This window comes from Streptomyces sp. NPDC029164 (assembly GCF_055563995.1).
In genome coordinates this window covers 1-26,012 of the sequence record NZ_JBVHWW010000058.1, presented here as the reverse complement: position 1 = coordinate 26,012, position 26,012 = coordinate 1, and the positions used below count along the sequence as shown (strand labels likewise).

Below are 26,012 nucleotides of genomic sequence, written 5' to 3'. Positions count from 1 at the left end.
TCCTCCGGATCTCGGCCTGACCTGAGGATAAGGCCTGGCCGAGATCGGGTAAGGTAAGGCTAACCTGTTAACGATCGTGCGATTCGGTGGTTCCACCCATGGCCGTCACTGTCGTGACCCCTGTCCTGCACGCCCCCTCCGCCCCGGCCGGCTCTCCGGTGGCGGATGCGTACGCGCGCCTGGCCGAGGTCTACAGCGGCTTGCTGGTCGACGAGCGGCCCGCGCACGACCCCGTCCCTCGCGGTGGGGGATGGGTCGGCGCGGACGAGCTCGCGGCCGGCGGTCCGGTTCTGGACGCCTTCCTCGCCTGGGACGAGGCCCAGGTCCTCCGGGACTACGGGGCCCAGGCCCGCCCCGACGTGATCGCGAGCTTCGGGCTGCACCGGTACGCGTGGCCGGCCTGCCTGCTGATCACGCTGCCGTGGTTCCTGCACCGGCGGGTGCCCCGCCTCCCGGTGGACACGGTGGCCTTCCACCGGACCCTCGGCCGGATGTCCGTGCGCGTCGAGAGCTTCGCCTGCCTGCCGGACGACCCGGCGGCCGTTCTTCCGGGGGCCCGTGTCGTGCCCGACGAGGAGGCGCTGCGCGGTGAGGTGCGGGCCGCGGTGGCCCAGCACCTCGGGTCCGTGCTGGAAGGTTTCGGCCCGCGCATGCGGCGCGGCCGCCGCGCCCTGTGGGGCCTGGTGACCGACGAGGTCGTCGAAGGCCTCTGGTACGCCGGCGAACTGCTCGGCGAGGAGCGCCGGGCCATGGCCGAGCTGGAGGCGCTGCTGCCCGGCTCGACCGCCCCGTACACCGGGGGCGCGGGATTCCGTACGCTCACGGGTCCCGACGGCCGCGCGCTGCCCACCCGGGACCGGGCCGGCTGCTGCTTCTTCTACACGATCCGGCCCGAGGACACCTGTGTCACCTGCCCCCGGACCTGCGACGCGGACCGCGTCGCCCGGCTCACGGCGGCCACCGCCGACTACTGAGCGTGATCCCGCCGCTAACCCACCCGAAGGGGTGGCCCTATTCGAACTCAACTCCGCCTATGCGGGCATCAGTTCGAGCCACAACACCCTATCCGGCGGGCCCCGCCCCCCGATGGCGTCCACTTGCCCCGAAACCCGCGTGCACGGCTCACCGGCTACGCCACTATGGCGCCCGGAAAGCCGCACAGCCGCATAGCCGCATACGCGAGGCAAGGGACATCCGCATGAGACTGACCGACATATCGCTGGACTGGCTGCTGCCCGGCAGCCTGCTGATCCTGGGCGTACTTGCGGCAGTTGCGGTCTTGGCCCGTGGCAAGCGCGAGAGCGAGAAGGCCGCGGCCGACGACAGCTGGGAGCGCAGCGAGGAACGGCGGCGGCGCAAGGAGGCCGTCTACGGGACCGCCTCGTACGTCCTGCTCTTCTGCTGCGCGGCCGTCGCCGCCGCGCTGTCCTTCCACGGACTGGTCGGCTTCGGCCGGCAGAACCTCAACCTCACCGGCGGCTGGGAGTACCTGGTCCCCTTCGGGCTCGACGGCGCCGCCATGTTCTGCTCGGTGCTCGCCGTCCGCGAGGCCAGCCACGGCGACGCGGCCCTCGGTTCGCGCATGCTGGTCTGGCTGTTCGCGGGCGCGGCCGCCTGGTTCAACTGGGTGCACGCCCCGCGCGGCATGGGCCACGACGGGGCCCCGCAGTTCTTCGCCGGGATGTCGCTCTCGGCGGCCGTGCTCTTCGACCGCGCCCTCAAGCAGACCCGCCGGGCGGCCCTGCGCGAACAGGGCCTGATCCCGCGGCCGTTGCCGCAGATCCGGATGGTGCGCTGGCTGCGCGCGCCCCGGGAGACCTTCGGAGCCTGGTCGCTCATGCTGCTGGAGGGGGTACGCACCCTCGACGAGGCGGTGGACGAGGTGCGCGAGGACAAGAAGGAGAAGGAGCAGGACCGGCACCGCAGGCGGGAGCAGCACCGCCTGGACCGCGCGCACATCAGGGCGCTCGGCCGCCAGCACCGGGCCTTCGGCCGCGCCCGCGGCGGCCGCCAGGTCGAGCTGCCCGAACTGACCCAGGGAGCGGGCTCCGCGCCGGTCGGCGCGGAGCCGGCCATACCGGAAACGGGACAGCTGCCCCTGCGCCGCCGGCCCTCCCTGCAGGCCGTGAACAGAACCGAATCCCTTGACGTGACCGGCACCCGGACGGTGGACCTCACCGCCGAGGACGACACCCAGACCATTCCCCGGCTGGACTCGCTGGAGCGCAAACTGAAGGACCTGGAGCAGCAGTTCGGCTGACCGGTCCCGATCGGGAAAGACCCCGGAGGGCCCGCCTGCTCAGGCAGGCCCTCCGTCGTACGGCACGTCGTGACGCCCGTCGAGCTCGAACCACACCACCTTGCCGCTGCCCAGGGCCAGCGCGTCCACGCCCCAGTCGTCGGCGAGCGCCTGCACCAGCACGAGTCCCCGGCCGTGCGTACCGTCGTCGGCGGTCGGTACGTACGGCCGGGGTCGGCGTGCGGCGTAGTCCCGGACCTCCACCCGTAAGCGTGTGGCGGCGAGACTGGCGGACACCTCCGCGCCCCGGTCGGTGTGGACGAGGGCGTTGGTGACGAGCTCGGTGATCAGCAGCTCGGCCACCTCGGCCGCATCGGTCCGGCACCGGTGGCGCATCAACTCCCGTAAGGCCCGGCGGACTTCACCCACCGCCTTCAGGTCGGCCCGGCGCACGCTCCGGGTGATCCACAGCGCGTCCACCGCTCCCCCGTCCTCACCGGCGGACGGTTCACGCGGCACCGGCCTCCCTCTCCACCACGTCTTCCCGGTCTTCGCCCCCACCCGCACGGCGATGTCCTCCCCCGCGTCCATGCTCTCGAACAGGTCTACGGGATGCATGCCCCCCGGGGGGTTCCGCACTCCTGCGGGCTTACGGGAGGGGCACGTTGCGGAGGTTGGATCGAGCCATCTGGATCATGCGGCCCACCCCGCCGTCCAGCACGATCTTGCTGGCGGACAGTGCGAATCCGGTCACCATCTCGGCGCTGATCCTCGGCGGAATCGACAGGGCGTTGGGGTCCGTCACCACATCCACCAGGGCGGGTCCCCTGTGCCGGAAAGCGTCCTTCAAAGCCCCTGTGAGCTGCTTGGGCTTCTCCACGCGGACCCCGTACGCACCCGCCGCGCGGGCGATCGCGGCGAAGTCGGGGTTCTTGTTCGTCGTCCCGTAGGAAGGCAGGCCGGAAACCAGCATCTCCAACTCGACCATTCCGAGGGATGAGTTGTTGAAGAGGACCACTTTGACGGGGAGGTCGTACTGCACCAGGGTGAGAAAATCTCCCATCAGCATCGAGAAACCGCCGTCGCCCGACATCGACACCACTTGACGGTTGCGGTCGGTGAACTGTGCGCCGATGGCCTGTGGGAGGGCGTTGGCCATGGAGCCGTGGCTGAAGGAGCCGATGATGCGCCGTTTGCCGTTCGGGGAAAGATAGCGCGCCGCCCACACATTGCACATGCCGGTGTCGACGGTGAAAACGGCGTCCTCGTCGGCCAGTTCGTCGAGGACCGCGGCCACGTACTCGGGATGGATCGGGGTGTGCTTCTCGACCTTGCGCGTGTAGGCCTTCACCACGCCTTCCAGGGCGTCCGCGTGCTTCCTGAGCATCCGGTCCAGGAAGCGGCGGTCGGTCTTGGCCTTCACCCTCGTGTTCAGCGCGCGCAGGGTCTCCCGTACGTCACCCCAGACGGCGAGGTCCAACTGGGAACGGCGGCCGAGGTGTTCGGGACGGATGTCCACCTGGACGATCTTCACGTCGTCGGGGAGGAAGGCGTTGTACGGGAAGTCCGTGCCGAGCAGGATGAGCAGGTCGCACTCGTGGGTGGCCTCGTAGGCCGCGCCGTAGCCGAGCAGCCCGCTCATGCCGACGTCGTACGGGTTCTCGTACTGGATCCACTCCTTGCCGCGCAGGGCGTGCCCGACGGGTGCCTTGACCCGGCCGGCGAACTCCATCACCTCGGCGTGCGCCCCGGCCGTGCCGCTGCCGCAGAAGAGCGTGACCTTGTCCGCCTCGTCGACGAGCCGGACCAGCTTCTCGATCTCGCCGTCGCCGGGCCGCACCGTGGGGCGGGCCGTGACGAGGGCGTGCTCCACCGCCTTCTCGGGGGCGGGGAGGGAGGCGATGTCCCCGGGCAGCGCGACCACGCTGACCCCGCTGCGGCCGATGGCGTGCTGCACGGCGGTCTGGAGCAGCCGCGGCATCTGCGCCGGATTGGAGATCAGCTCGCTGTAGTGGCTGCACTCGCGGAAGAGCTGGTCGGGGTGGGTCTCCTGGAAGTAGCCGAGACCGATCTCGCCGGAGGGGATGTGCGAGGCGAGCGCGAGGACCGGAGCCATCGAACGCTGGGCGTCGTACAGCCCGTTGATCAGGTGCAGGTTCCCCGGTCCGCAGGAGCCCGCGCAGGCGGCGAGCCGGCCGGTGATCTGGGCCTCGGCGCCCGCCGCGAAGGCCGCCGTCTCCTCGTGGCGCACCTGGATCCAGTCGATGTCACCTGTCCGGCGGATCGCGTCCACCACCGGGTTGAGGCTGTCGCCGACGACTCCGTACATCCGCCGCACGCCGGCGCGCACGAGGATGTCGACGAACTGCTCCGCCACGTTCTGCTTGGCCATGAGGGGGGCACCCTTCCCGGTATCCGGTCCGGTCTCTCCGACACACGTGCCTCCCATCCAGCCATGTCCGCGCCGGTTACGCCTCCCAGACCGCGGCGGCCGTGCGGTCGTCGGCGTACCCCTTGAGGCGGAGCTGGACGTCCGCGAGGAAGGCCGCCAGGCCGGGCGGCTCCGCCTCGCTCCAGCGCGCGCCGAGCTCCGCCGTGAGGGCGGCCTCCTCGCGCATCGGCTCCGCCAGGCCGCCGGAGCACAGGAGCAGGGTGTCGCCGGGCCGGGCCACGGACGCGCGGAACCGGAACGCGGCCTCGGCTTCGTCGTCGGATCGCGGGGCTCCCTGCGGTCCGGGCGGAGCGGCCGGTTCCAGGTCCTGCCACTGGCCCGAACGGAGCCGGAACAGCCCGCCCGCGCCGGAACCGAAGCACACCCGGGTGCGGCACTCCGGATCCACCGGGAGCAGCAGCCCGCGCAGCCCCGCGGTGTACGCCGCCTCGGCGAGCCCCAGCTCGGCGGCGCGGGCCCGCAGTCGGCCGTAGCCCCGGTCGGTGAGCCGCTGGAGGCCCGAGCGCAGGGCGTCGCGGCGGCCGGCGCGGATGTCCTCGGCCAGCCGGCCCTGGCTCCGCCCGACGGCCGCCGCGACCGTGCGGCACAGCTCGGCGGCGGCCTCCGCGGCCCCGGGCGCGGCCCGGTCCCCGCCGGCCAGGGCCACCAGGACCAGGGCGTCGTCGCCGCTGCCGAAGCGGGCGGTGAGCAGGAAGTCCCGGCGCACCTCGCCGCGGAAGCGGGCGGAGTCCCCGCGCAGGGAGGCGGCGCGCAGGGTGTAGGTGCCGTAACGGGCCCCCTCCAGCACGGTGTCCGGGGTCAGCGCGTCGAGGGCGGCCGGGTCGGCGGGCGGGAGCGCGCCCGGTTCGGCGGCGTAGGTGGGCGCGCGGTCGCCGAGGTGGTGCACCACGGGCCGCCGCTGCGCCGGGGCGTCCGCCGCGGGTTCGGGCACGGGCGCGGGCACCTCCTCGGTCCGGTCCTCCGGGCGCGGCGCCTGAGCCCGCCGGACCGGCAACTCCGCCCCGGACACCGGCGGCACGTCGACACCCCCGAGCGCGTACCCGGTGACCCCGCCCGCACGAGGATCCCGAGGCGCGGCGCCCCCCGCCGGCGCGGGCGAGGCCGGAAGCGCAGACGGCGGAAGCGGGGCCGAGGCGTGGGGCGAAGGCTGTGCCGAGGCTGTGGGCGGGGCCGGGGGCGACGGTGGGGCCGAAGCCGTGGGCGGGGGCTCAAGTGGCCCCGAAGGCGGTGCCGGGGCCGAGGCCGGAACCACGGGCGGTACGGGGGCCGGCGGCGGGGCCTGAGCCGGGGGCGGGGCCGGGAAGGACGAGGTCGGAGCCGGCGGCGGGGCCGGGGCCGGGAAGGGCGGGGCCGGAGGCGAAGGCGGAGCCGAAGCCGTAGGCGGGAGCGAGCCCGACGGCGGTGCCGGGGCGGAGGCCGCCGGCGGGGCCGAAGCCGTGGGCGGGGCCGGGGGCGAAGGCGATGGTGGAGCCGAAGCCGTAGGCGGAAGCGGGCCCGAAGGAAGGGCCGGCGGGGCCGAGGCCGGAACGATGGGCGGTGCGGAGGCCGAAGGCGGGGCCTGAGTCGTGGGCGGGGCCGGAGGCAGGGGCTGGGGCGCGGTCGTGGGTGACGGCGGGGCCGGGGTGTACGGCTCGGCGCGCGGGGGCTCCGGGGCCGGGCGGGGGCCCGGGAGCAGGGGTGGAGGCGGCGGCGGGCCGTACCGCTCGCGGGGCGACGGCACGTCCGGCGCGGGCGGCGGCCCCTGGGCCGGGCGCGGGCCCGGCAGCAGCGGCCGGGTCAGTGCCGGGCCGCCGGGTCCGTCGTCGCGCGCCGGCACCGGCGGCCGCGCGGGCAGGCCGGCGTCCGGGGCCGGGGGTGAGCCCGGAAGCGGTCCCCGCCCCGGCTCCGGATCCCGTTCCGGCGGAGCCGGGGCCGTGGGTACGGCCGGGTCCGTCGTCACTCCGGCCGCCGAGCGGAACCGATGGTCCAGGGTGTCCCCCGGGTCGGCTTCCGGTCCCGCGTCCGGGTCCTCGTAGAGCTTCTGCCACCAGTCGTCCGCGCCCTGCTGACTCATGCCCTCATTCTCGGCCTCCCGCACGGGCGGAAAACGCCGAACGCACGAAAAGGGTCCACCGGGCCGCTGCCCGGTGGACCGTTTCCGCTCTACCCGTACGGCCTAGCGCACGTCGTACGCCCGCGCGACCGTCTGGGTGACCGTCGCGCCCTTCGCGTCGGTCAGTTCGACCTTCAGGGACACCGGCTTGCCGGAGGCTCCGGCGTGGTCCACGACCGCGGTCCACCGGCCGCCCCGCTCGCCGACCTCCGCCCGCGTCCAGATCTCGCCGTCGTAGGAGTACGACAGCTTCGCCGACTTCAGCGCGCCGGGCACATAGCCCGCGTGCCCGGTGACGCTGAGCCCGATGCTCTGGCCGTTCGCCGCCGCGACCGCCTTCAGCCCGTCCAGCGGGGCCGCGTACCGCGGGAAGAGGACCGGCAGGCCCTGCGAGTACGCCGACGCGTCGAACTTCGAGGTGAAGCCCCAGGTCGTCCGGACCGAGGTGGACCGCTGCCAGACCCGGGCCGGCGGGCCGATCTTCTCGATGCTCTGGGTCAGTTCGTAGCGGCTCTCCTCGGCCGGGATCTCGAAGACGCCGAAGGGGTACCAACTGTCGCCGATGACCTCGCCGTCGCGCTTGAGCTGGAGTCCGCCGATGTCACCGAAGGAGCCCGGCTGCGCGGCGTGGCCGCTGTCACCCCACAGGGCTGGGGCGAAACCGATCAGGTTGCCCTGCCGCTCGGCGGCGAGGGTCTCCTGGCCCGACAGGTCGCGCGGCGCGACCGGCCCGGTGATCCCGTCGTACCAAGTCGCCTTGGACTTCTGTCCCTTGGCGTAGGTGTGCTGCTCGCCGACCATGAACTCGCCCCAGGGGAAGCTGCTGGAGAGCAGCTGGTCCCAGGCGGTGTCCCCGGCCGAGTAGTACTCGGTCCGCGTGCCGGGCGCGGAGACGGTCTCCATCCCGCCGAAGTGGACCGCGCTGCCGATGGGCCGGTAGGCGCCGGCCAGGTCGACGAAGTCGGCCGCCACGCCCATGGAGTTGTAGGCGGACTCGACCTGGCCGAGGTCGCGGTCGCGCACGCGGTACGTACGGGTGCCCTTGACCTCGCCCGTCTCGGGGAAGGCGAGGGAGTAGACGTACGGGCTCTTCGCCGTGGCCTTCCACGACAGCGTGACCTTGCCCGTCTTCAGCCTGGCCAGGAGCGCCTGCCCCTCGGCGGCCTCGATGGCCATGGTGGGCAGCGCGCCGCCCGCGTAGCCGGTGAAGGCGACCCAGCGGCCCGGGGCCTCGCGGTGGGCGAGCACCGCCTTGGCGCCGGCGGCCCTGGCGTTCCGCGCGACCTCGTACAGGGCGCCGTCCACCGCCTTGACCAGGACGATCGCGTCCTTGGCGCCGGCGGCGGCGAGCTCCTCGGGGGTGCCGGAGCCGGCGTCGACCAGCGGGGCGCTGCCGGTTCCGTCGAGGTTGTCGCTGCCGGTGGAGGCGGTGATCGGGTGCAGGACCGGTCCGCCGGCGGCCTTCAGCTCGGAGATCTGCGGCGCGGCCGCCCGCCAGTAGCTGCCGAACTCGAAGTCGCCGTCCTCGGCGCGGCCTTCGACGGAGGCGTAGAAGCCGCGGATGGTCCGGCCGCCCGCCGCCGTGCCCGCGTGCAGCCAGGCGTCGTCCCAGCTGCGGGCGAAGGCGAGGGTGGTGTTGTGGGCCTCGATGGCCAGGCGCCCGGCCTTGCGGGCGTCGAGCACGATCGTGGTGTCCTTCTTCAGCTCGGCCTGGGGCCGGCCGAGGTAGGTGAGGGAGTCGATCAGCTCGGCGCCCGCGCCCGCGTCGGGGGTGGCGACGAAGGCGGAGAGGAAGTAGGCGCCCGGGCGCACCCGGTAGACCTGGTCCACGGAGCCGTCGTTGAAGCGGCGCTCACCGGTGGCGTCGTCGGTGCCGATGACGTCCAGCGAGGAGGGTCCGGCGGCCGGCTTGCCCGCGCGGTCGACGAGCTTGACGCGCAGGGTCACCGTCTCGGGCTCCACGTAGAGCGAGAAGGGGGTGGAGACGCGCACGCCGTTCGCGGTGGCGACGACGCGGCCGGTGACGTCCCCGTACTGGGAGCGCTCCAGCTTCGCGGCCGGGTCGAGGGCGAGCGGCACCTTGACGGTGGATCCGGCCGGGACGGTGACGGCGCGCTTGTCGAGGCGGGCGACCTGTCCGCGGACGGCGGAGCCGTCGTTGCCGGTGACCCTCTCGACGGCGAGGTCCAGCGTGACGGGGCTCGTGCCGAGGTTGGTGTACGGGACCTCGACGATGGTGCGGTCGCTGCGGTCCTGCGGCCAGCTGTAGGCGCCGCCCTGGATGGCGGGGGCGCTGGTGACGGTGGTGTCGATCGCGGCCTTCACGTCGAGGCGGCCGCCGCCGGTCTCCCGTACGCCGCCGGGGACCCGGGTGTTCGCGGATCCGACGAGCGCGGCCTTGATCTGCTGCCCGGTCCAGTCGGGGTGGCGCTGCTTGACGATGGCGGCGGCGCCCGCGACGTGCGGGGTGGCCATCGAGGTGCCGGACATGGACTGGTAGGCGTACACCCCGCGGCCGCCCGCGGCGGCGGCCGAGATCCCGACGCCGGGGGCGGCGATCTCGGGCTTGAGGGTGTGCTGGAGTCCGGCCGGGCCGCGGCTGGAGAACGTGGCCGTGGTGTCGTCGCGGTCCACGGCTCCGACGGTCAGCACGCTCGCCGCGCAACCGGGCGAGGAGACGGTGTTGTTGCCGGGGCCGGAGTTGCCGGCGGCGATCACGAACAGCGGGCCCTGCCGGGAGAGCCGTTCGGCGGCGGCGGCGAGCGGGTCGTCGCAGGCGGTCTGGGAGGGGTCGCCGAGGCTCATGGAGACCACGTCGGCCTTGGACTCGACGGCCCACTCCATGCCGGCGATGATCCACGAGTCGAGTCCGTAGCCGCCGTCGTTGAGGACCTTGCCGCTGATCAGTTCGGCGCCGGGGGCCACCCCCTTCTTCGCGCCGCCGCTCTCGGCGCCCGAGCCGCCGACGGTGGAGATGGTGTGGGTGCCGTGGCCCTGCCGGTCCGCGTCGGTGTCGGAGTCGGTGAAGTTCCTCGACGCGCCGACGCGGCCCTTGAGGTCGGGGTGTTCCAGGTCGGTGCCGGTGTCGAGGACGGCGACCTTGGTGCCCTTGCCGTCGTATCCGGCGGCCCAGGCGGCGGTGGCGGCCACCTGCCGCGTGGAGCGCTCCAGGTTCGCCTGGACCCTGCCGTCCAGCCACAGCTTCTTCAGCCCGCCCGAGACGGAGCGCGCGCGGGCGTCCGTACCGGTGACGTCGGCCCAGAAGGCGGCGGCCTGCTCCTTGTCGGCGGCGAGGGCCACGGCCCCGATGGAGCCGAGGACGAGCGAGCGGTCCGCGCCGCGGGGGGCGGGCGGGGCGCTGCGCGCGACGTTCACGGATCCGTCGTAGACCGCGATGAGGGGAAGCTTCTTGGTGTGCGCGTCGTCGTAGCCCTGGCGGACGAGGCCGGTGACGTTGAAGAGCTCGTGGTCGACCCGGCCCGCGGCGAGGGCCTTGACCGCGCCCTCGGGGTACACGTAGAGGTCCTTGCCTGACTGCTTGGTCTGCACGAGCGGCTGTGAGCCGTCCTCGCGCGGCATCGCGGTGGCGGCCGTGCGGCCGGCCGCGTCGGTGGAGACCAGGATCCGGTCACCGGTGACGAGGGTGACGGTGACGGGAGCCGTGGGCTGCTTTCCGGCCGCCTCGCTCCCGGCGAGTGGTCTCTTTCCCGCTCCGGGCGCTCCGTCGGTCGGCTGCGCCGTCGACGGGCCGACGGCGGTGACGGCAAGGACGGCCGCGGTGGCCGCCCCGAGTGCCGTACGCGATATCGGGCGCATCGCTCTCCCCAGGTGAATTCCGGCCAACTACTGCATTGCACGGCAAAGCTGCCGCGTAAATGGCTTCTGGCCAGCGGATGTTGGTGCTGCGGTGGCGCCACCTTGGCAGAGGGGCGGGGGGTGCGGCGATGATGTCCGCGGCGGGTTTGCGCCGTGGCCGCTTCCCGCCAGGCGCAGTGTCGAAAGGTGGTGGACGGGTTGCTGGGTGCCATAGGCCTCGACGAGGGCCAGGAGTCGGCGTACCGCGTGCTGGTGGCGCTGGGTGCGGCGGAGGTGCCCGACCTCGCGCACCGGCTGACGCTGCCGGTGCCGCAGACCGAACGGGCCCTGCGGCACCTGGAGCGGCACGGGCTCGCGGCGCAGTCCTCGGCCCGGCCCGGACGCTGGGTGGCGGCGCCGCCCGGGGTCGCGCTCGGGGCCCTGCTGACCCAGCAGCGGCACGAGCTGGAGCAGGCGGAGCTGGCGGCGGCGCTGCTGGCGCAGGAGTACCGGGCGGAGGCGGCCGAGCCGGCGGTGCACGACCTCGTGGAGGTGGTGCAGGGCGCGAGCGCGGTGGCGCACCGCTTCCACCAGCTCCAGCTGGGGGCCGAGAAGGAGGTGTGCGCGCTGGTCAGCGGCCGGCCTCAGGTGGTGACGGGGACGGACAACGAGGCGGAGGACCGGGCCTCGGTCCGCGGGGTCGACTACCGGGTGGTGATCGAGCGGGAGGTGCTGACCCTGCCGAGCGGGATCCGGGAGGCCTCCACGGCGCTGGCCCGGGGCGAGCAGGTCCGGGTGACGGGGCAGGTCCCGACGAAACTGGTGATCGCGGACCGGACGCTCGCGATGGTCCCGCTGACGGCGCGCGGCGCGGAGCCGGCTGCGCTGGTGGTGCACGCGTCGGGGCTGCTGGAATCCCTGACGGGCCTGTTCGAGGCGGTGTGGCGGGAGTCGCTGCCGCTGCGGCTGGGGGCGGCCGGCTCGGCGGAGGAGTCCGGGGGCGGTCCCGACGCCACGGATCTGGAGATCCTCTCGCTGCTCCTGGCGGGCATGACGGACGCGAGCGTGGCGAAGCACCTGGAGCTGGGTCTGCGGACGGTGCAGCGCCGGGTCAAGGGTCTGATGGAGCTGTCCGGGGTGACGACACGGCTGCAGCTGGGCTGGCACGCGTACGAGCGGGGCTGGGTGGCCCGATAGGCGCTGGTCGGTCAGGCTGAGCAGATGGATCTGCCTCAGCTGCTCCTGGTGGGGCTGGTGCTGCTGCTCGGGGTGCTGGGGGTGCTGGTCCCGGGTGTGCCGGGCACCTGGCTGGTGTGGGCGGGACTGCTGTGGTGGGCGCTGCACGTGCGGTCGGCGCTGGCGTGGTCCCTGCTCGTCGCGGCGACGGCCCTGCTGCTGGTGGTCCAGGTGGTGAAGTGGCAGCTGCCGCCGCGGCGGGTGCGGGGGCTGGGGGTCACTCCCCGGATGGCGGTGTTCGCGGGGGCCGGTGCGGTACTGGGCTTCGTGCTGATCCCCGTGCTGGGGGCGGTCCCGGGCTTCGTGGGCGGCATCTACCTCTGCGAGCGGCAGCGCCTGGGCGCGCACGGGGAGGCGTGGGCCTCGGTGCGGGCGGTGATGCGCGCGGTGGGGACGAGCGTGCTGGTGGAGCTGTTCGCGTGCCTGCTGGTGATGGGGGCGTGGGTGGGCACGGTGGTGGCGGGGGCGTAGCCGTGGCGGGGGCGGACGACGTACGGACGTGAAGGGCGCGGCGGTCACGGCGGTCGCGGCGGTCGCGGCGGGCCCGGAACGCGAAGGCGCCGGGGAGAGCTTCGATCCCGCTCTCCCCGGCGCCCCGGAGCGGCCGCCTCGCCGTCAGGTCGCCGGCGGCCGCCGCCGGACCTGTCGTCAGACCACGAACCACACCTTCTCGATGCGGTCCGGGCCGACCTCGTACATCGCGACGGCCGACCGGGCCTCGCCGCCCATGAAGCCGGTGACGCGTTCCTGGTCGATCACGATCCGGCCGTGCGTGACGCGGGAGACGAGCTCCGCGTGCAGGTCGGGGCTCGACTCGAAGAGGGCGGCGTAGCGCTCCTCGAACGCCGGGCCCGAGCGGTCGGCCATCACCTCACCCGACGGGAAGGCGTGCACCGGCACGTCCTTCACGTAGAAGCCGAGAAAACCCTCCAGGTCACGCGCGTTGTACGCGGCGAGCTGGCCGTCGACGATCTCCTCCGGAGACATCCGGCGAGTTCCTTTCCTCATCCCGCCGGCACCAGGGTGCGGCGGGAGCGTGTACGGATGACGAGCAGCGCGCCCGCCAGTGCGATGCCGCCGGCCACGTGCAGCATGTCGACCAGCAGCAGACCGGAGGGGATCTCCAGCAGCAGGCCGACGAACTGCTCACCGAGGCCGAACACCACACCCAGATAGAAGATCATGCTCGCCCGGACCTGTCCGAGCCGGTCCACCGGGGCCGGTTCCAGGATCCGGGCGTTGGTGAAGTGGATCCAGTAGGCGTTGACGAAGGTCAGCACCACGTACAGGGTCATGTGCACGGCGAAGGCGGACCGGCCCGACACCGCGCTGACCACGCCGCAGCCGGTCAGGACCGCGGCGAAGACCAGCGCCCAGCGCTGTGCGAGGGCGGGCCGGCGCAGCAGCGGAGCGGTCACCCAGAACGCGAGGCCGTAGAAGAACCACGCACCGGAGAACGCGATCCCCGTCGGCACCAGCTCCTGGGCCTCGGCCAGCACGCTGGCGTAGACCATCATTCCGGAGAGGCTGACCAGGAAGCCGATCTGGAGCAGGTTCCACGGCCAGAGCTGGGGCAGCCAGTAGCTCTTGACGGCGTCCGCCCCGCGGGCGAGGACGTTGCCCCAGCCCAGGTCGAACCCGCCCGTGTCCGTGGCCTCGCGCCGTTCCAGCCGGCGGGCCAGCAGCGACAGCACCAGCACGGAGGCGGCGAGGTCGAAGACGAGCGCCACCACGAGGGTCTGCGAGGTCCAGGCCGGTACGGCCGCGCAGATCACGGCGGCGAACACCATGGCGCCCTGCGGCGAGGTCACCATCTGCAGCACCGCGCCCTGCGAGCTGGAGCCGGAGGCGTCGGCGAGCAGCCGGTAGGCCAGCACCGAGCTCGCGCCCACCAGGGCGAACCGGACCGCCGTCCACACCAGGACGAAGTCCGGACCGGCCGTGCCCAGCCAGGTCGTGAGCAGGAAGACGACCGCCAGAACCAGCTGGAGGCCCTGGAGCAGGGCGAACTTACGGTGGATCAGCCCGCGGTCGGCCCATACGCCGACCAGCAGGGCGCCCACCACGCCCAGCACCTGGCGCTCCATTCCCAGCAGCCCCACCAGCGAGTCGGACTGGGTCTGGGCCGCGAAGCTGGGCACCAGGAGCAGCCACAGCACCGTCGAGCCGAGCGAGCTCAGCAGGATCGTCGAGAACGTCGCACGCATCGTCGTGTCCTTCACCGGTCTCACCGGCCCAGGACGGCGACGCCGCCGTCGAGCAGCAGGCGCAGCGGAACGCTGACGCCGAAGGTGTCGCGTACGGCCGTGGCCAGCCGCAGCGCGGTCAGCGAGTCCAGGTCGCCGGCGGCGTCCGGCTCCCCGCAGATCCTGGTGACGAGCGCGTCCAGCGCCGCGGGGTCGATGCGTTCCACGCCCTCGACCCGGGCCGGCAGCGCCGCGTTGCCGCGGTCGTAGCCGTCGGGGGCCTCGTGCGCCGGGCGGGGCAGCCGCGCGAGCGGGCCGGCGGTGCGGCCGCCGGCCGCCTCGTCGCCGAGCAGTTCCGCCAGGACCGCCTCGTAGACCTCGGCGACGTCCCGGACCGCCGCGCGGCCGAGAACGGAGGCCGCGGCGTTGAAGTTGACCCGCATCCGGCGCGTGAACAGGTCGGCGTTGAAGGTGACCAGCAGGGCGAAGTCCGAGTGCTCGAACCACTTCAGGTCGCCGATGACCGCTCCGCCGTCCGCGCCGAGCTGGTCGGCGTAGGCGCTGAAGTTGACGAAGTTGAACGCCGTCTCCACCAGGCGGCGGCCGCCCGTGGCCTGCTGGATGGAGGCGTACGCGTAGCGCCGGTGCGGCAGGTGCTCGTGGCCGACGCGGTTGACGTCGGCCAGGAGCTCCGGCCAGGAGCCCCCGGTCCGGGCGCGCAGGGGCACGATGTTCAGGAACAGCCCCACCATGCGCTCGGCGTCCATGTGCTCGGGCCGGCCGTGACCGAAGACGCCGGTGGTGACGTCCTCGGTGCCGGTGATGAGCGACAGGGCCCGGAAGTGGGCGGCCAGGCAGACGTCCTTGACGGACACCTGGTGGCGGGCGGCGAGCTCGGACAGCTGCGCGTAGCGCGACTCGTCGAGCAGCAGCTCGGCCTCCGCCCAGCGGGCGCCGGGTTCGGGCAGACGCGGCAGCTTGGTGTAAGTGGCACCCTCCAGGAGGCCGGTCCAGTAGGCGCGGGCGGCGCTGTCGTGCTGGGCGGCCAGCTCCAGGGCCACGTAGTCGCGGTAGGCGAGCGGCGCGGGCGCCGGCGTGGTGCGCGGCTGTCCGGCGAGCACCCGGCGGTAGTCCTCCAGCAGCCGGGCCATCAGCCCGGAGAAGCTCCAGCCGTCGATGACGGCGTGGTGGAAGCTGACCGACAGGTGGAAGGAGTCCGCGGACGCCCGGTGCACGAAGAAGCGCATCTGCGTGGGCGCGCTCCACACGAAGCCCGTGCTCTTCTCCGCCTCGAACCAGGCGTCCACGGCGGCGTCGCGGGCGGACGCGCCCAGGTGCGCGAGGTCGTGGACGGTGAGGTTGACCTGTCCCCGGGCGTGCACGAGCTGCAGGGGCACGCTGTATCCGGTGAGCGCGAAGGAGGTCTTGAGGATCTCGTGCTCGTCGACCATGGCGGCCAGCAGGTCCTGGAGCACCGCCTGGTCGAAGGGGAGGTCGATGCGGTAGCGGATCAGGTCGTGGAAGACGGCCTGGGCGGGGTCGGTCTCCGTGTGGAAGATCATGCCCAGCTGCAGCCGGGTGGCCGGGTAGGCGTCCGTCACCCCGGCCGGTACCGCGTCCCGGTCCTCCTCGGGGAGGAGGTCGAAGGGACGGCTGGGGGCCGCGTCGGCGCTGGGCGCGGCGGCCCGGCCGATGAGGCCCTGGTCGCTGAGGGCGCGGATGGTCTGGACCCGGAACAGGTCGTTCAGCGCCACCTCGAAGCCGGCCCTGCGCAGGGCGCCGACCAGCCGGATGCCCTGCAGGGAGTCACCGCCGAGCCCGTGGTAGGTGTCGTCGACGCCGACCCTGGGCACGCCCAGGACCTCCTGCCAGACGGCGGCCAGCCGGGTCTCCGCGTCGTCACGCGGTGCGGCGTACGCGTGGGCGGCCGCGGCCAGGTGCGCCTCCGGATCGGGCAGGGCCCTCCGGTCGGTCTTGCCGTTGATGGTCAGGGGCCACTGCTCCACCTCGATCAGGAAGCTGGGCACCATGTACCCGGGCAGCCGGTCGGCGAGGTGGGCGCGCAGCTCCGCGGGGTCGACGGAGGCGCCGGAGGCGGGCACGTGGTACCCGGCCAGGGCCTTGCCCCCGGTGCTCCGGGTGAAGGCCAGCACCAGGGAGGAGTCGACGCCCGGGTGGGAGGTCAGCGCGGCCTCGATGTCGCCCGTCTCGATGCGGTAGCCCTGGATCTTGACCTGCGCGTCGCCGCGGCCGAGGTACTCGACCTCGCCGCCCGGCATCCGGCGGGCCAGGTCGCCGGAGCGGTAGGCCCGGACGGGTCCGTGGCCGAGGTCCAGTTCGACGAACCGCTTGGCGTTCTCCTCGGGCCGGCCGAGGTAGCCGAGGGCCACTCCGGCGCCGGTCACGACGAGTTCGCCGGTGGTGCCCACGGGGACCGGGCGGCCGGCGGGGTCCAGCAGGTACATCCCGAGGTCCGGGATGGGCTCGCCGATCATGCTGCCCAGGGCGGTGGTGTCGGCCGCGGTGACCGGGCGGTAGGTGACGTGCACGGTGGTCTCGGTGATGCCGTACATGTTGACCAGCTGCGGCCGGGCGTCGCCGAAGTGGCCGAACCAGTCGGTGAGCGAGGCGAAGTCCAGGGCCTCGCCGCCGAAGACGACGTGGCGCAGGCGGATGTCCTCCCGCCCGGCCCGCGCCATGATCGCGTGCTTGACCTGGGCGAACGCGGACGGCGTCTGGTTGAGGACGGTCACGCCCTCGGTGACGAGCAGGTCGGCGAAGTCCTCCACCGAGCGGCTCACCCAGTACGGGACCACGACGAGGCGGCCGCCGTACAGCAGCGCGCCCCACAGCTCCCACACCGAGAAGTCGAAGGCGAAGGAGTGGAACAGCGACCAGGTGTCGTCCTCGCCGAACCCGTACCAGTGCTCGGTCGCGCCGAACAGGCGCAGCACGTTGCCGTGGGTGACCAGCACGCCCTTGGGGCGGCCGGTGGAGCCGGAGGTGTAGATGACGTAGGCCGGGGACTCCGCGGTCAGGGTGTGTCCGGGGCCCTGGTCGGTGCCGTCGCCGACGAGTGCGGCCAGCTCCTCGGCGGTGCCGGCGATCGTGGTGCGTTCCGGGAACAGGCCGCACACCTCGGGGGTGGCGACGATCAGCCGGACGTCGGCGTCCTCGACGGTCGTACGGATGCGGTCCTCGGGGTAGCCGGGATCGACGGGCACGTAGACGGCGCCGGCCTTGAGGGTGGCCAGGATGGAGAGGACCATTTCCAGGTCGCGGTCCAGGGCGAGGGCGACGAGGTCGCCGGGGCGGACGCCGCGCTCGGCGAAGCGGTGGGCGAGGGCGTTGGCCCGGCGGTCCAGTTCCCGGTACGTCAGGGCGCGGCCGTCGCAGGTGACGGCGGTGGCGTCGGGGCGCTTGCCGGCCATCGCCTCGAACCGGTCCACCAGGGTGCGGTGGCCTTCGAGTTCGGGCGTCGCCGGGCGGGCGGGCGCGGGCAGCAGCTCGGCCCGCTCGGCCTCGGACAGCGGAACGGTGTCCGTCCAGGCGGTGTCGCCGCCGGCCGCGAGGGCCTGGAAGCAGCCCAGGTAGTAGCCGAGGTAGCGGTCGATCTGCTCGGCGGCGAACTGACCGGGGTCGTAGCCGATGCGGTACTCCCAGCCGCCTTCGTAGGCGTTGGCCCCGACGTAGACCACGAGCGGGGCGTTGGTCTGCTCGAAATAGTCCACCGAGACGACGGCCGGCTCCCGGTGCCGTGCGTCCGGCGCGTGCGCCGCGTCCCGCTGGTGCACGTGGAAGTTGGTGAAGTTGAAGAGCACGTCGAAGACCGGGCCGCCGTGCAGCTTCTGGATGGCGGGCAGCGGGTACCAGCGGTGCGGCTGGACGCGCTGTTCCAGCTCGAAGCAGCGCTCGGCCAGCCACCGCCAGCTCTGCTCGGGGTCCAGCCGCAGCCGGAAGGGCAGGGTGTTGAGGAACATGCCGAGGGCGTGCTCGGCGTCCTCCACCTCGGGGCGGCCGTTCGCGACGAGGCCGGTGGTGACGTCGTACTGGTTGGCGATCAGGGACTGCACGCGCAGGTGCGCGGCGAGGAACACGCTCTTGAGCGGCACCGACCACTGGGTGGCGCGCTCGCGCAGCGCGGCGAGGAGACCGTCGTCGAGCGGGCGGGCGCTGACGACGACTTCGGCGGCCGGCTGCTGCCCGCGGGCGCCCTCGCCCAGCCTCGGGACCTCCGCGAGCTGGCCGCCGGCCAGTTCCGTGGTCCAGAACTCCCGCTGCGCCGGGTCGCGCTCGGCGGCGTCCTCCAGTTCGGCGTAGCGGCTCTGCAGGGCGGGTACGGGGGCCGCGGCGGTGGCGCGTCCGGCCAGCCGGTCGCCGTAGCCGCGTACCCATTCCTCCACCAGGGAGGCGACGCTCCAGCCGTCGAGGATGGCGTGGTGGAAGCTCAGCCCGAGGACGACGCGGTCGGTGCCGGTCAGGAAGAACCGTGCGCGGTACGCGGGACCCGGGCCGGCCGGGTCGACGGGGCGGCCCTTCTCGGCCTCGGCCCAGGCGGCGACGGCGGCGAGCGGATCGGCCTCGGTGCGCAGGTCCACGACCTCGGCGGGCGGCATCGGAGTGTCCTCCACGACCATGTGCGGCCGGTCGAAGGACTCCAGGTCGAAACGGGCCCTCAGTACGGGATGCCGCTGCGCCAAGTCGACCCAGGCGGCAAGGAGTTCGGACTCGTCGATGCGCGGCACGTCCACGTGGTAACGGAAGATGTCGTGGTAGACGGGGACGTCCGGTTCGAGGCTGCTGTGGTAGATCATGCCCTGCTGGAGGGCGGAGGCCGGCCACGCGCGGACCGCTTCGGCGTCGGCGGGTGCGGCGGCCGCGTCCGCGGCGGCGGGCTCGGCCCTGCGGACCACGGCGGCCAGGTCGGACAGCACCTGGTGGGCGAAGACCTCGCCGACCGACACCTCGTACCCGGCCTGGCGCAGTGCGGCCACCACCCGGATGGCGAGGATGGAGTCACCGCCCAGGGCGAAGAAGCTGTCGCGGGCGCCGACCCGGGTCACCCCGAGGGCGTCGCTCCAGATCGCGGCGAGCAGCCGTTCGACCTCGGTGGCCGGCTCGGTGAACTCCCGGGCGGAGTCGTCCTGCTGCCGGGGCCTGGGCAGGGCGGAGACGTCGCGCTTACCGTTGTGGTTGGTCGGGATGGCGGGGACGGTGACGAAGAACTGCGGCACCATGTACGAGGGCAGTTCGGCGGCGAGCGCGGCCCGCAGGGCGGCTTCGTCGAAGTCCGGGCCCGCGACGACGTAGGCGCACAGGGCCTTCTCGCCGCGGTCGCCCTCGACCGCCGTCACGGCGCACTCGGTGACGCCGGGCGCTCCGCTCGCCAGGTGTTCGATCTCGCCGAGTTCGATCCGGTAGCCGCGGATCTTCACCTGGGTGTCGAGCCGGCCGAGGTACTCCAGGATGCCGCCGGGCAGCCAGCGCGCCAGGTCGCCGGTGCGGTAGATGCGGCCGAAGCCCTCGGGGCCGGTCACGAACCGGTCCGCCGTCAGTTCGGGGGCGTGCAGGTAGCCGCGGGCCAGGCCGACGCCGGAGATGCACAGTTCGCCGGGGACGCCCAGGGGTGCGATGCGCCCGTCCCGGGTGCGGACGATCAGCCGGATGTTGTCGATGGGGCGGCCGATCGGCACCGAGCGGGTGGAGTCGAGGCTGTCGCAGTTGAACCAGCTGACGTCGACGGCCGCCTCGGTGGGCCCGTAGAGGTTGGCCAGCAGGGTCTGCGGGAGGGCGGTGTGGAACAGCTCCACGTGGGCGGCGGCGAGCGCCTCGCCGCTGGCGAACACACGGCGCAGCGTGCCGAGGCTGCCGGAGGTGCCCGACGCCTGGGTGTAGGTGAGGAAGGCGTGCAGCATGCTGGGGACGAAGTGCATGGTGGTGGCCCGGCTCTCGGCGATCCGGTCCGCGATGCGCGCGGGGTCCCGCTCCGCGCCGTTGGGCAGGGTGGCGACAGCCGCGCCCGCGAGGGACCACCAGAAGATCTCCCACACCGACACGTCGAAGGTGAACGGCGTCTTGTGGAGGATGATGTCGTCCGGCCCGAGGGGGTAGCCGCGCTGCATCCACCACAGCCGGTTGACGATGGCGCGGTGTTCGACGACGACGCCCTTGGGCTTGCCGGTCGAACCCGAGGTGTAGATCACGTAGCAGGCGTCGCCGGGGCCGGTGACGGGGTCGAGGTCGCGGTCGTCCGCGGCCAGGTTCGCCGGGTCCGTGACGTCGAGGACGGGCCGGTCGCCGAGGACGCCCGCGGTGTCGGCGGTGGCCAGCACCAGGCCGGTCCCGCTGTGGTCCAGCAGGTACTGGATGCGGTTGTCCGGCAGGGTGGGGTCGATCGGCAGGTAGGCGCCGCCCGCCTTGAGCACGGCGTAGATGGCGGTGAGCATGGCCGCGGAGCGGGGCACGCAGACCCCGACGATGCTGCCGGCGCCGACTCCGCGCTCGCGCAGCGTCCGGGCCAGCCGGTTGGCGTCGGCGTTGAGCCGGGCGTACGTGGTGCCCGAGCCGTCGGCGACGGCGATGCGCTCGCCGTGCTCGCGGGCGCCCTCCTCCAGGAAGGAGTGCAGCAGCCGGTCCTCGGGGAAGGGCGCGTCGGTGTCGTTGAACCCGGCGATGAGGGCGAGGTCCGCGGCGGACGGCGCGCGCAGCTCGTCGGTGGTCGTCGCGGGAGCCGTGGTGAGGGTGTGCAGCAGGGTGCGGTACGTGTCCAGCAGCCGGCCGGCGGTCTCGTCGGTGAAGAGGGTGGGGTCGTAGCGCAGGCCGGCGCTGGCCCCGTCCGTACCGGTGGTGAGCGTGAACAGCAGGGGCGTGCCGGCCCGTTCGGCGTCCTCGGGGCCGAGGTCCCCGTCCACGGCGAGCATGAAGTCCGTGGGAAGGCTGTCGCCGCGCTCCAGGATGTGCGCGACGGGTACGTCGAGGTTCCCGGCGGCCTCCAGGTAGGCCGCGCGGACGGCACGCAGCACGTCCTTGGCCTCGGCGCCGGCCGGGAGGCGGACGTCGAGCGGAAGGGCGCGGTTGCGTACGGCGCCCGGGGCCGCGGCCGCGGCGGGCGGCGCGGGCACGAAGACGACCACGTCGTCCCGGTCGGTGGTGCGGGCCACCAGGAGGGACAGGGCCGTGGCGGCGACGGTGCGCAGCAGGACGGCGTCACCGGAGGTGATCCGCTGCACGGCGGTGACGGTGGCGGCGTCGAGGGTGACGGCGGCCGTCCGGGGCTCGCCCGCGCCGGGGCGCAGGTGGTCACGGATGACCTGGACCGGCTCCGTCCAGTTCTGTCTGCGGGTCTCCCAGTACTCCTGCTGCGCGGGGTGGGCGAGGAGTGCTTGCTGGGCCTGAAGTGCGCTGGTCATTCGAGGTCCTTCTAGAAGGTGAAGTCGGCGTGGGCGGAGGTATCCGTCGTGGGTTGGTCCACCCGGCCGGACAGCGGGGCGTGCGGCGAGCGGTCGAGATCGTCGATGAGCCCGGCCACACTGTCGAGCAGGTACTGCGCGGATGACGCGGCGAACAGGGCGGTGCTGTACTCGAGTTCGAGCACGATGCCCTCCGGCCGCTGGAACGCCTGGAGGTTCAGGTCGAACCGGCACGTGCCGGTGTGCAGCAGGTGCACGCCGGCCCGTACGCCCTCCCGGGCGACGGTGTGGAAGTCGATGTTCTGCAGGGCGAAGAAGGCGTCGACCAGCGGCAGCCGGGAGGTGTCCCGTTCCGGCCGGAGCCCGGCGACGACCTGGTCGAAGGGGAACGACTGGTGTTCCAGGGCCTCCTGGTGGCGGTCGTGGGCGACGGTCAGCAGGTCGGCGAGGGTGGCCGTCCCGGGCACGGTCAGCCGCAGGGCGGCGGTGTTGACGAACATGCCGACGACCTGCTCGACCTCGGGGCGGACCCGGCCGCTCATGGGGCTGCCGCACACCACGTCGCGCTGCCCGGACAGCCGCATCAGCGCGGCGGTGTAGGCGGTCAGCAGCACGGCGTACGGGGTGGTGGACGAGCCGGCGGCGATCCGGGCGACCGCCTCGGACCGCTCCGGGGTCAGGGGCAGCCGCTCCACCGCACCGGCCTCCGCGCGCACGGGCGGGCGGGGGTGGTCGGTGGGCAGCTCCAGCCGGGGCGGGTCGGCGAGGACGCCGAGCCAGTAGCGCTCGTCCGCCGCCTGCGAGCCGTCGGCCAGCCGGTCGGCGAACCACCGGGAGGCCTCCGCGTAGCCCCACTTGGGCTCGGCCAGCGGTCCGCCCGAGAGCAGTTCCGTGAGCTCCTCGGCGAGGATGCGCAGGGAGACCCCGTCGAAGACGATGTGGTGGACGTCGAGGTAGAGCCGGTGCCGGGTGTCGTCGAGCCGCACCAGCAGGGCCCGCAGCAGGGGTGCCGTGCCCAGGTCGAAGGGGCGTACGAAGTCGGCCAGGACCCGGGCGTCGTCGGGATGGGCGGCGAGGTCGGACTCCGTGAGGTGGACCGGGCCGGCCGGCCGGACCTCCTGGCGGACCCCCTCCGGGGTGGTGCGGAACCGGGTGCGCAGGGCGTCGTGCCGGCGTACCAGCTCGGTGAGCGCGGACCGGACCCCCGCGGGGGTGAGCCGGCCGTCGAGGTCCACCCGCAGCGGAACGTTGTAGGCGACCGAGGCCGGGGCGACCTGGGCGTGGGTGTGCATGCCGTGCTGCTGCGGGTGCAGCACCGTGGGTGTTCCCTCGGGTACGTGGGCGGGCGGCCAGGCCGGCCCGGGCGCGGCGGGTGCGGCGGCGTACCGGCTGACGGCCTCCGTCATCGCGGCGAGCGTGCGGTATTCGAACACCGCGCGGAAGGGGAGCCGGATGCCGTCCCGGGCGGCGATCCGGCCGATGAGCGCGCCGACGGAGAGGGAGTTGCCGCCGAGGGCGAAGAAGTCGTCCTGCGGGGTGAGGGCCCGTCCGTTCAGGCGCAGCACGGTGTCCCACAGCACGGCGAGGGGGCGCATGCCCGAGGGCAGGCCCGCGAGGGCCGCGCCGTCGGGGGTGGTGGCGCGGCCGGCCGGGGCGGGCGAGGGGAGCGCCGCCTTGTCCACCTTGCCGTTGGCGTTGAGCGGCAGCCGGTCCATGACCACGAGGTGGTCGGGCCGCAGGTACTCGGGCAGGCGGGCGGCGAGCTCCTCGCCCACACCGGCCGCGGTGGCGCCGTCCGCGAGGACGACATGCCCCAGGAGGTGCTTGCCTCCCTCGTCGGAGGCCACGCTCACGCAGGCGTCCCGGACGCCGGGGCAGCCCAGCAGGACCGCCTCGACCTCCTTGACCTCGACGCGGTGGCCGCGGATCTTGACCTGGTCGTCGACGCGGCCGTGGAAGTGCAGCAGGCCCTGCGCGTCGGTGCTGACGCGGTCGCCGGTGCGGTAGTAGCGCTCACCGCCGATGGTGACGAACCGCTGCGCCGTGAGTTCCGGGCTGCCCAGGTAGCCGCGGGCCAGCCCGGACCCGCCGGTGTAGAGCTCGCCCTGCGCACCCTGCGGCACCGGGGCACCGGACGCGTCGAGGACGAGCACGGTGGTGCCGGCGACGGGCCGGCCGATCGGGAAGGCACCGGGCTCGTCGGTCCCGACCTCGTGGGTGGTGGTGAAGGTGGTGTTCTCGGTGGGGCCGTAGCCGTTGATGATCCGCAGGCCCGGATGCGCGGCCTGCAGGGCGCGCACGTGCCGTACCGAGAGCACGTCACCGCCGACGAGGACGGCGCCCAGGCCGGCGAAGACCTCGGGATCGGTGTCCACCGTCTGGTTGAAGAGCGGCGCGGTCATCCACATCACGGAGACCGCGTGCTCGCGGAGGGTCTCCTTCAGGGCGGAGGCGACGAGCAGTGTCTCGGTGTCCGCCACGCACAGCGTCGCTCCGTTGAGGAGGCAGCCCCAGATCTCGAAGGTCGCGGCGTCGAACTCCAGGGCGCCGGTCAGCAGCAGCCGGTCCTGCGGGGTGAAACGGTAGAAGTCGCTGTCCCTGACCAGCCGGACGATGCCGGACTGTTCCACCAGCACGCCCTTGGGGCGGCCGGTGGATCCGGACGTGAACATCACGTACGCCAGCGGGGAGCGGTCCTGCGGCCGCGGCGCGGCGGCGGTCGGCGCGGTACGGCCGGCCCGGCGGCCCTCGGCGACGAGCTCCTCCGGCGTGACGGTCCGCATCCCCTCCGGGACCGCCGGGGCCAGCGTGTCCTCCAGGCCGGGCGCGCACACCAGCAGGTCGGCCCCGCAGTCCTCCAGCATCATGCGCAGGCGCTCGCCGGGGAACCCGGGGTTGACGGGCAGGTAGGCGCCCCCGGCGAGGACGATGGCCAGGGTGCACACCACGGCCTCCGCCGACCGCGGGAAGGCCATGGCGACCAGGGTCTCGCGGACCACGCCGCGGGCGGCGAGGCCGGCCGCCAACAGGGCGGCGCGCTCGTGCAGTTCGGCGTAGGTCAGCCGGGTGTCGCCGTCGATCACGGCGAGGGCGTCGGGGCTGCGGCGGACCTGTTCGGTGAACAGGTCCTCGAGCAGCCGATGGCGGAGGTGCGGCAGGACCGCCGTATCCATGAGAGTGGACCTTTCCGGTGGAAGCCACGGGCCGGCACATGCCCGACTCGGGCGGCGATGGCCTGAATCAGGGCGTGGCTCAGCGGCGGGCGTTGCGTGCGTACATCTCCGCCGCGGCCGGCGCGCGAGGGGCGCCGGGCCGGGCGGGCAGCGGACATGCCGATCGGAGGGCACGGGGAATCCCGTACCGATCGGGCTATCGGAAGGCTTAGCCAGGGAAGCAGCCGGTTCGGCCTGCGATCACACCTGGAACTCCGGCGAGACACAACAGAAATGAATGCCGGGTGAAGAAGTCATGCCATCTTGGCGGAAGGCGTGCGGCGCCATTTTCGGTTCCCCCTGCGTCACATAAGTCGTGATCAACTTAACAGTCGCACAGCAGAAATCGGCGACTGTCGGCCAGAGACGGCGTGATCCGTACGGTCGCGGTCGGGCGGCATCCGACAGCCCCTCGCCGACCCCCCGGCCCCCTCCTCCGAGCCGCCCGCCCAGAGGCGGGCGCGCCCCTCTCCAGGCCCCGCTCGGGGCGGAACCACTGCTGTCAGAGGCAGAGTTGACCCTGGTGGGACCGTCTGCCGATTGGCCGGGGCCAGTGCGGCGACGCGCACCCGGACCGCAGGCCGAGCGGCCCACCGCACCCCTTCCCACCTGCCCGGAAGGGCGACGAGGGTCCCGATTTGCCCAGCTGCCACCGACACCGGAGCCGAGCTCGCCGTAGCGGCAGAGTGGCTGAAAACCAACCGCCGTGCCGCTGCGTCGCGGCAGGACCTGGGCCGTCCGGGGGGGTCGCGGCTACGGCCTCGGTCGGATGCGGGTGCGGTCGGCGGGTGCGAGGCTTGCGGGCATGAGGGCGTTCGAGGGTTTCAGCGAGGCGGAGTCGGCGTACCTGCGGTCCCAGCACCTGGGCCGCCTGGCCACCGTGGACGCGGCCGGGCAGCCGCAGGTGAACCCGGTGGGGTTCTTCCCCCAGGAGGACGGAACCCTCCTGGTGGGCGGGATGGCCATGGGCCGTACGAAGAAGTGGCGCAACCTCCGGCACGAGCCGCGGCTCTCCCTGGTCGTGGACGACCTGGTCAGCACCAGCCCGTGGCGGGTCCGGGGCATCGAGATCCGCGGGCACGCCACGCTGGAGACGGGCCCGCACGAGCTCGGCCCGCACTTCAGCCCTGAGGTGATCCGCATCCACCCCGACCACGTCCACACGTGGGGCCTCTGACCGGCGTACCCGCCCTCGCCCCACCATCCGGCCCCGCCGGCTCTTGAGGCGATCTCCCAGCCCGTCCGGCACTTGAGGACCGGGGACCGGGGCGGAGCCCCGGGGGGGGGGGGGGGGGGGGGGGGGGGGGGGGGGGGGGGGGGGGGGGGGGGGGGGGGGGGGGGGGGGGGGGGGGTGGGGGGGCGGGGGCGGTGCTCGCATTTCCCCCTTCCTC

At 73.6% G+C, this 26,012-nt stretch carries 13 protein-coding genes; 5 read left to right on the top strand and 8 right to left on the bottom strand.

The window, feature by feature from the left end:
• The first annotated feature begins 98 nt into the window (after positions 1-98).
• Together ACZ4VT_RS35410 and ACZ4VT_RS35405 are read left to right on the top strand one after the other, a co-directional pair.
• On the top strand, positions 99-974 hold the full coding sequence (locus tag ACZ4VT_RS35410; protein WP_467955488.1) for a (2Fe-2S)-binding protein: 876 nt from the start codon (positions 99-101) through the stop codon (positions 972-974).
• A 224-nt stretch (positions 975-1,198) separates the two neighbouring features.
• Complete coding sequence (locus ACZ4VT_RS35405; protein WP_467955487.1) at positions 1,199-2,260, top strand: DUF2637 domain-containing protein; 1,062 nt, start codon at positions 1,199-1,201, stop codon at positions 2,258-2,260.
• A gap of 39 nt (positions 2,261-2,299) precedes the next feature.
• On the opposite strand, the gene ACZ4VT_RS35400 is transcribed toward ACZ4VT_RS35405, so the two are convergent.
• The 4 genes from ACZ4VT_RS35400 to ACZ4VT_RS35385 all read right to left on the bottom strand — a co-directional run bounded on the left by ACZ4VT_RS35400 (position 2,300) and on the right by ACZ4VT_RS35385 (position 10,599).
• A complete protein-coding gene (locus ACZ4VT_RS35400) occupies positions 2,300-2,692 on the bottom strand; it encodes an ATP-binding protein (RefSeq protein ID WP_467955493.1) in 393 nt (130 codons plus the stop codon).
• Positions 2,693-2,888: 196 nt separating this feature from the next.
• Complete coding sequence (locus ACZ4VT_RS35395; protein ID WP_467955486.1) at positions 2,889-4,631, bottom strand: pyruvate dehydrogenase; 1,743 nt, start codon at positions 4,629-4,631, stop codon at positions 2,889-2,891.
• Positions 4,632-4,707: 76 nt separating this feature from the next.
• Entirely contained in the window at positions 4,708-5,622 is a 915-nt protein-coding gene (locus tag ACZ4VT_RS35390) for a protein phosphatase 2C domain-containing protein (RefSeq protein WP_467955485.1), read from the bottom strand.
• A 1,224-nt stretch (positions 5,623-6,846) separates the two neighbouring features.
• Positions 6,847-10,599 carry a S8 family peptidase gene (locus ACZ4VT_RS35385; protein ID WP_467955484.1) on the bottom strand — a complete coding sequence of 1,251 codons (3,753 nt, stop codon included), beginning with the start codon at positions 10,597-10,599 and terminating at the stop codon, positions 6,847-6,849.
• 198 nt (positions 10,600-10,797) lie between these two features.
• On the opposite strand from ACZ4VT_RS35385, the gene ACZ4VT_RS35380 reads away from it, so the two are divergent.
• Positions 10,798-11,775: a helix-turn-helix domain-containing protein gene (locus tag ACZ4VT_RS35380; protein WP_467955492.1), complete on the top strand. Its 978-nt coding sequence runs from the start codon at positions 10,798-10,800 to the stop codon at positions 11,773-11,775.
• Between the two features lie 24 nt (positions 11,776-11,799).
• A complete protein-coding gene (locus tag ACZ4VT_RS35375; protein WP_467955483.1) occupies positions 11,800-12,285 on the top strand; it encodes a DUF456 domain-containing protein in 486 nt (161 codons plus the stop codon).
• 177 nt (positions 12,286-12,462) lie between these two features.
• On the opposite strand, the gene ACZ4VT_RS35370 is transcribed toward ACZ4VT_RS35375, so the two are convergent.
• Genes ACZ4VT_RS35370 through ACZ4VT_RS35355 form a run of 4 tightly spaced genes read right to left on the bottom strand, consistent with a single transcriptional unit; the run spans position 12,463 to position 24,582 of the window.
• Positions 12,463-12,801 (bottom strand): nuclear transport factor 2 family protein, encoded by a 339-nt coding sequence (locus ACZ4VT_RS35370; protein WP_351300624.1) that lies wholly within the window; start codon positions 12,799-12,801, stop codon positions 12,463-12,465.
• Between the two features lie 17 nt (positions 12,802-12,818).
• A complete protein-coding gene (locus tag ACZ4VT_RS35365) occupies positions 12,819-14,021 on the bottom strand; it encodes a hypothetical protein (protein ID WP_467955482.1) in 1,203 nt (400 codons plus the stop codon).
• 20 nt (positions 14,022-14,041) lie between these two features.
• A complete protein-coding gene (locus tag ACZ4VT_RS35360) occupies positions 14,042-21,409 on the bottom strand; it encodes an amino acid adenylation domain-containing protein (RefSeq protein WP_467955481.1) in 7,368 nt (2,455 codons plus the stop codon).
• Positions 21,410-21,420: 11 nt separating this feature from the next.
• The gene (locus tag ACZ4VT_RS35355; RefSeq protein ID WP_467955480.1) at positions 21,421-24,582 is read right to left on the bottom strand and encodes an amino acid adenylation domain-containing protein; all 3,162 of its coding nucleotides are present in this window, start codon (positions 24,580-24,582) and stop codon (positions 21,421-21,423) included.
• A gap of 844 nt (positions 24,583-25,426) precedes the next feature.
• Here ACZ4VT_RS35355 and ACZ4VT_RS35350 point away from each other — a divergent pair.
• On the top strand, positions 25,427-25,798 hold the full coding sequence (locus ACZ4VT_RS35350; protein ID WP_362812135.1) for a PPOX class F420-dependent oxidoreductase: 372 nt from the start codon (positions 25,427-25,429) through the stop codon (positions 25,796-25,798).
• Positions 25,799-26,012 lie beyond the last annotated feature (214 nt).

Bases quoted from the DNA above. Each gene is read 5' to 3' on its own strand.
- ACZ4VT_RS35410 (WP_467955488.1), top strand. From the start codon at position 99: ATGGCCGTCACTGTCGTGACCCCTGTCCTGCACGCCCCCTCCGCCCCG.
- ACZ4VT_RS35405 (WP_467955487.1), top strand. From the start codon at position 1,199: ATGAGACTGACCGACATATCGCTGGACTGGCTGCTGCCCGGCAGCCTG.
- ACZ4VT_RS35395 (WP_467955486.1), bottom strand. From the start codon at position 4,631: ATGGCCAAGCAGAACGTGGCGGAGCAGTTCGTCGACATCCTCGTGCGC.
- ACZ4VT_RS35385 (WP_467955484.1), bottom strand. From the start codon at position 10,599: ATGCGCCCGATATCGCGTACGGCACTCGGGGCGGCCACCGCGGCCGTC.
- ACZ4VT_RS35375 (WP_467955483.1), top strand. From the start codon at position 11,800: ATGGATCTGCCTCAGCTGCTCCTGGTGGGGCTGGTGCTGCTGCTCGGG.
- ACZ4VT_RS35370 (WP_351300624.1), bottom strand. From the start codon at position 12,801: ATGTCTCCGGAGGAGATCGTCGACGGCCAGCTCGCCGCGTACAACGCG.
- ACZ4VT_RS35365 (WP_467955482.1), bottom strand. From the start codon at position 14,021: ATGCGTGCGACGTTCTCGACGATCCTGCTGAGCTCGCTCGGCTCGACG.
- ACZ4VT_RS35360 (WP_467955481.1), bottom strand. From the start codon at position 21,409: ATGACCAGCGCACTTCAGGCCCAGCAAGCACTCCTCGCCCACCCCGCG.
- ACZ4VT_RS35355 (WP_467955480.1), bottom strand. From the start codon at position 24,582: ATGGATACGGCGGTCCTGCCGCACCTCCGCCATCGGCTGCTCGAGGAC.
- ACZ4VT_RS35350 (WP_362812135.1), top strand. From the start codon at position 25,427: ATGAGGGCGTTCGAGGGTTTCAGCGAGGCGGAGTCGGCGTACCTGCGG.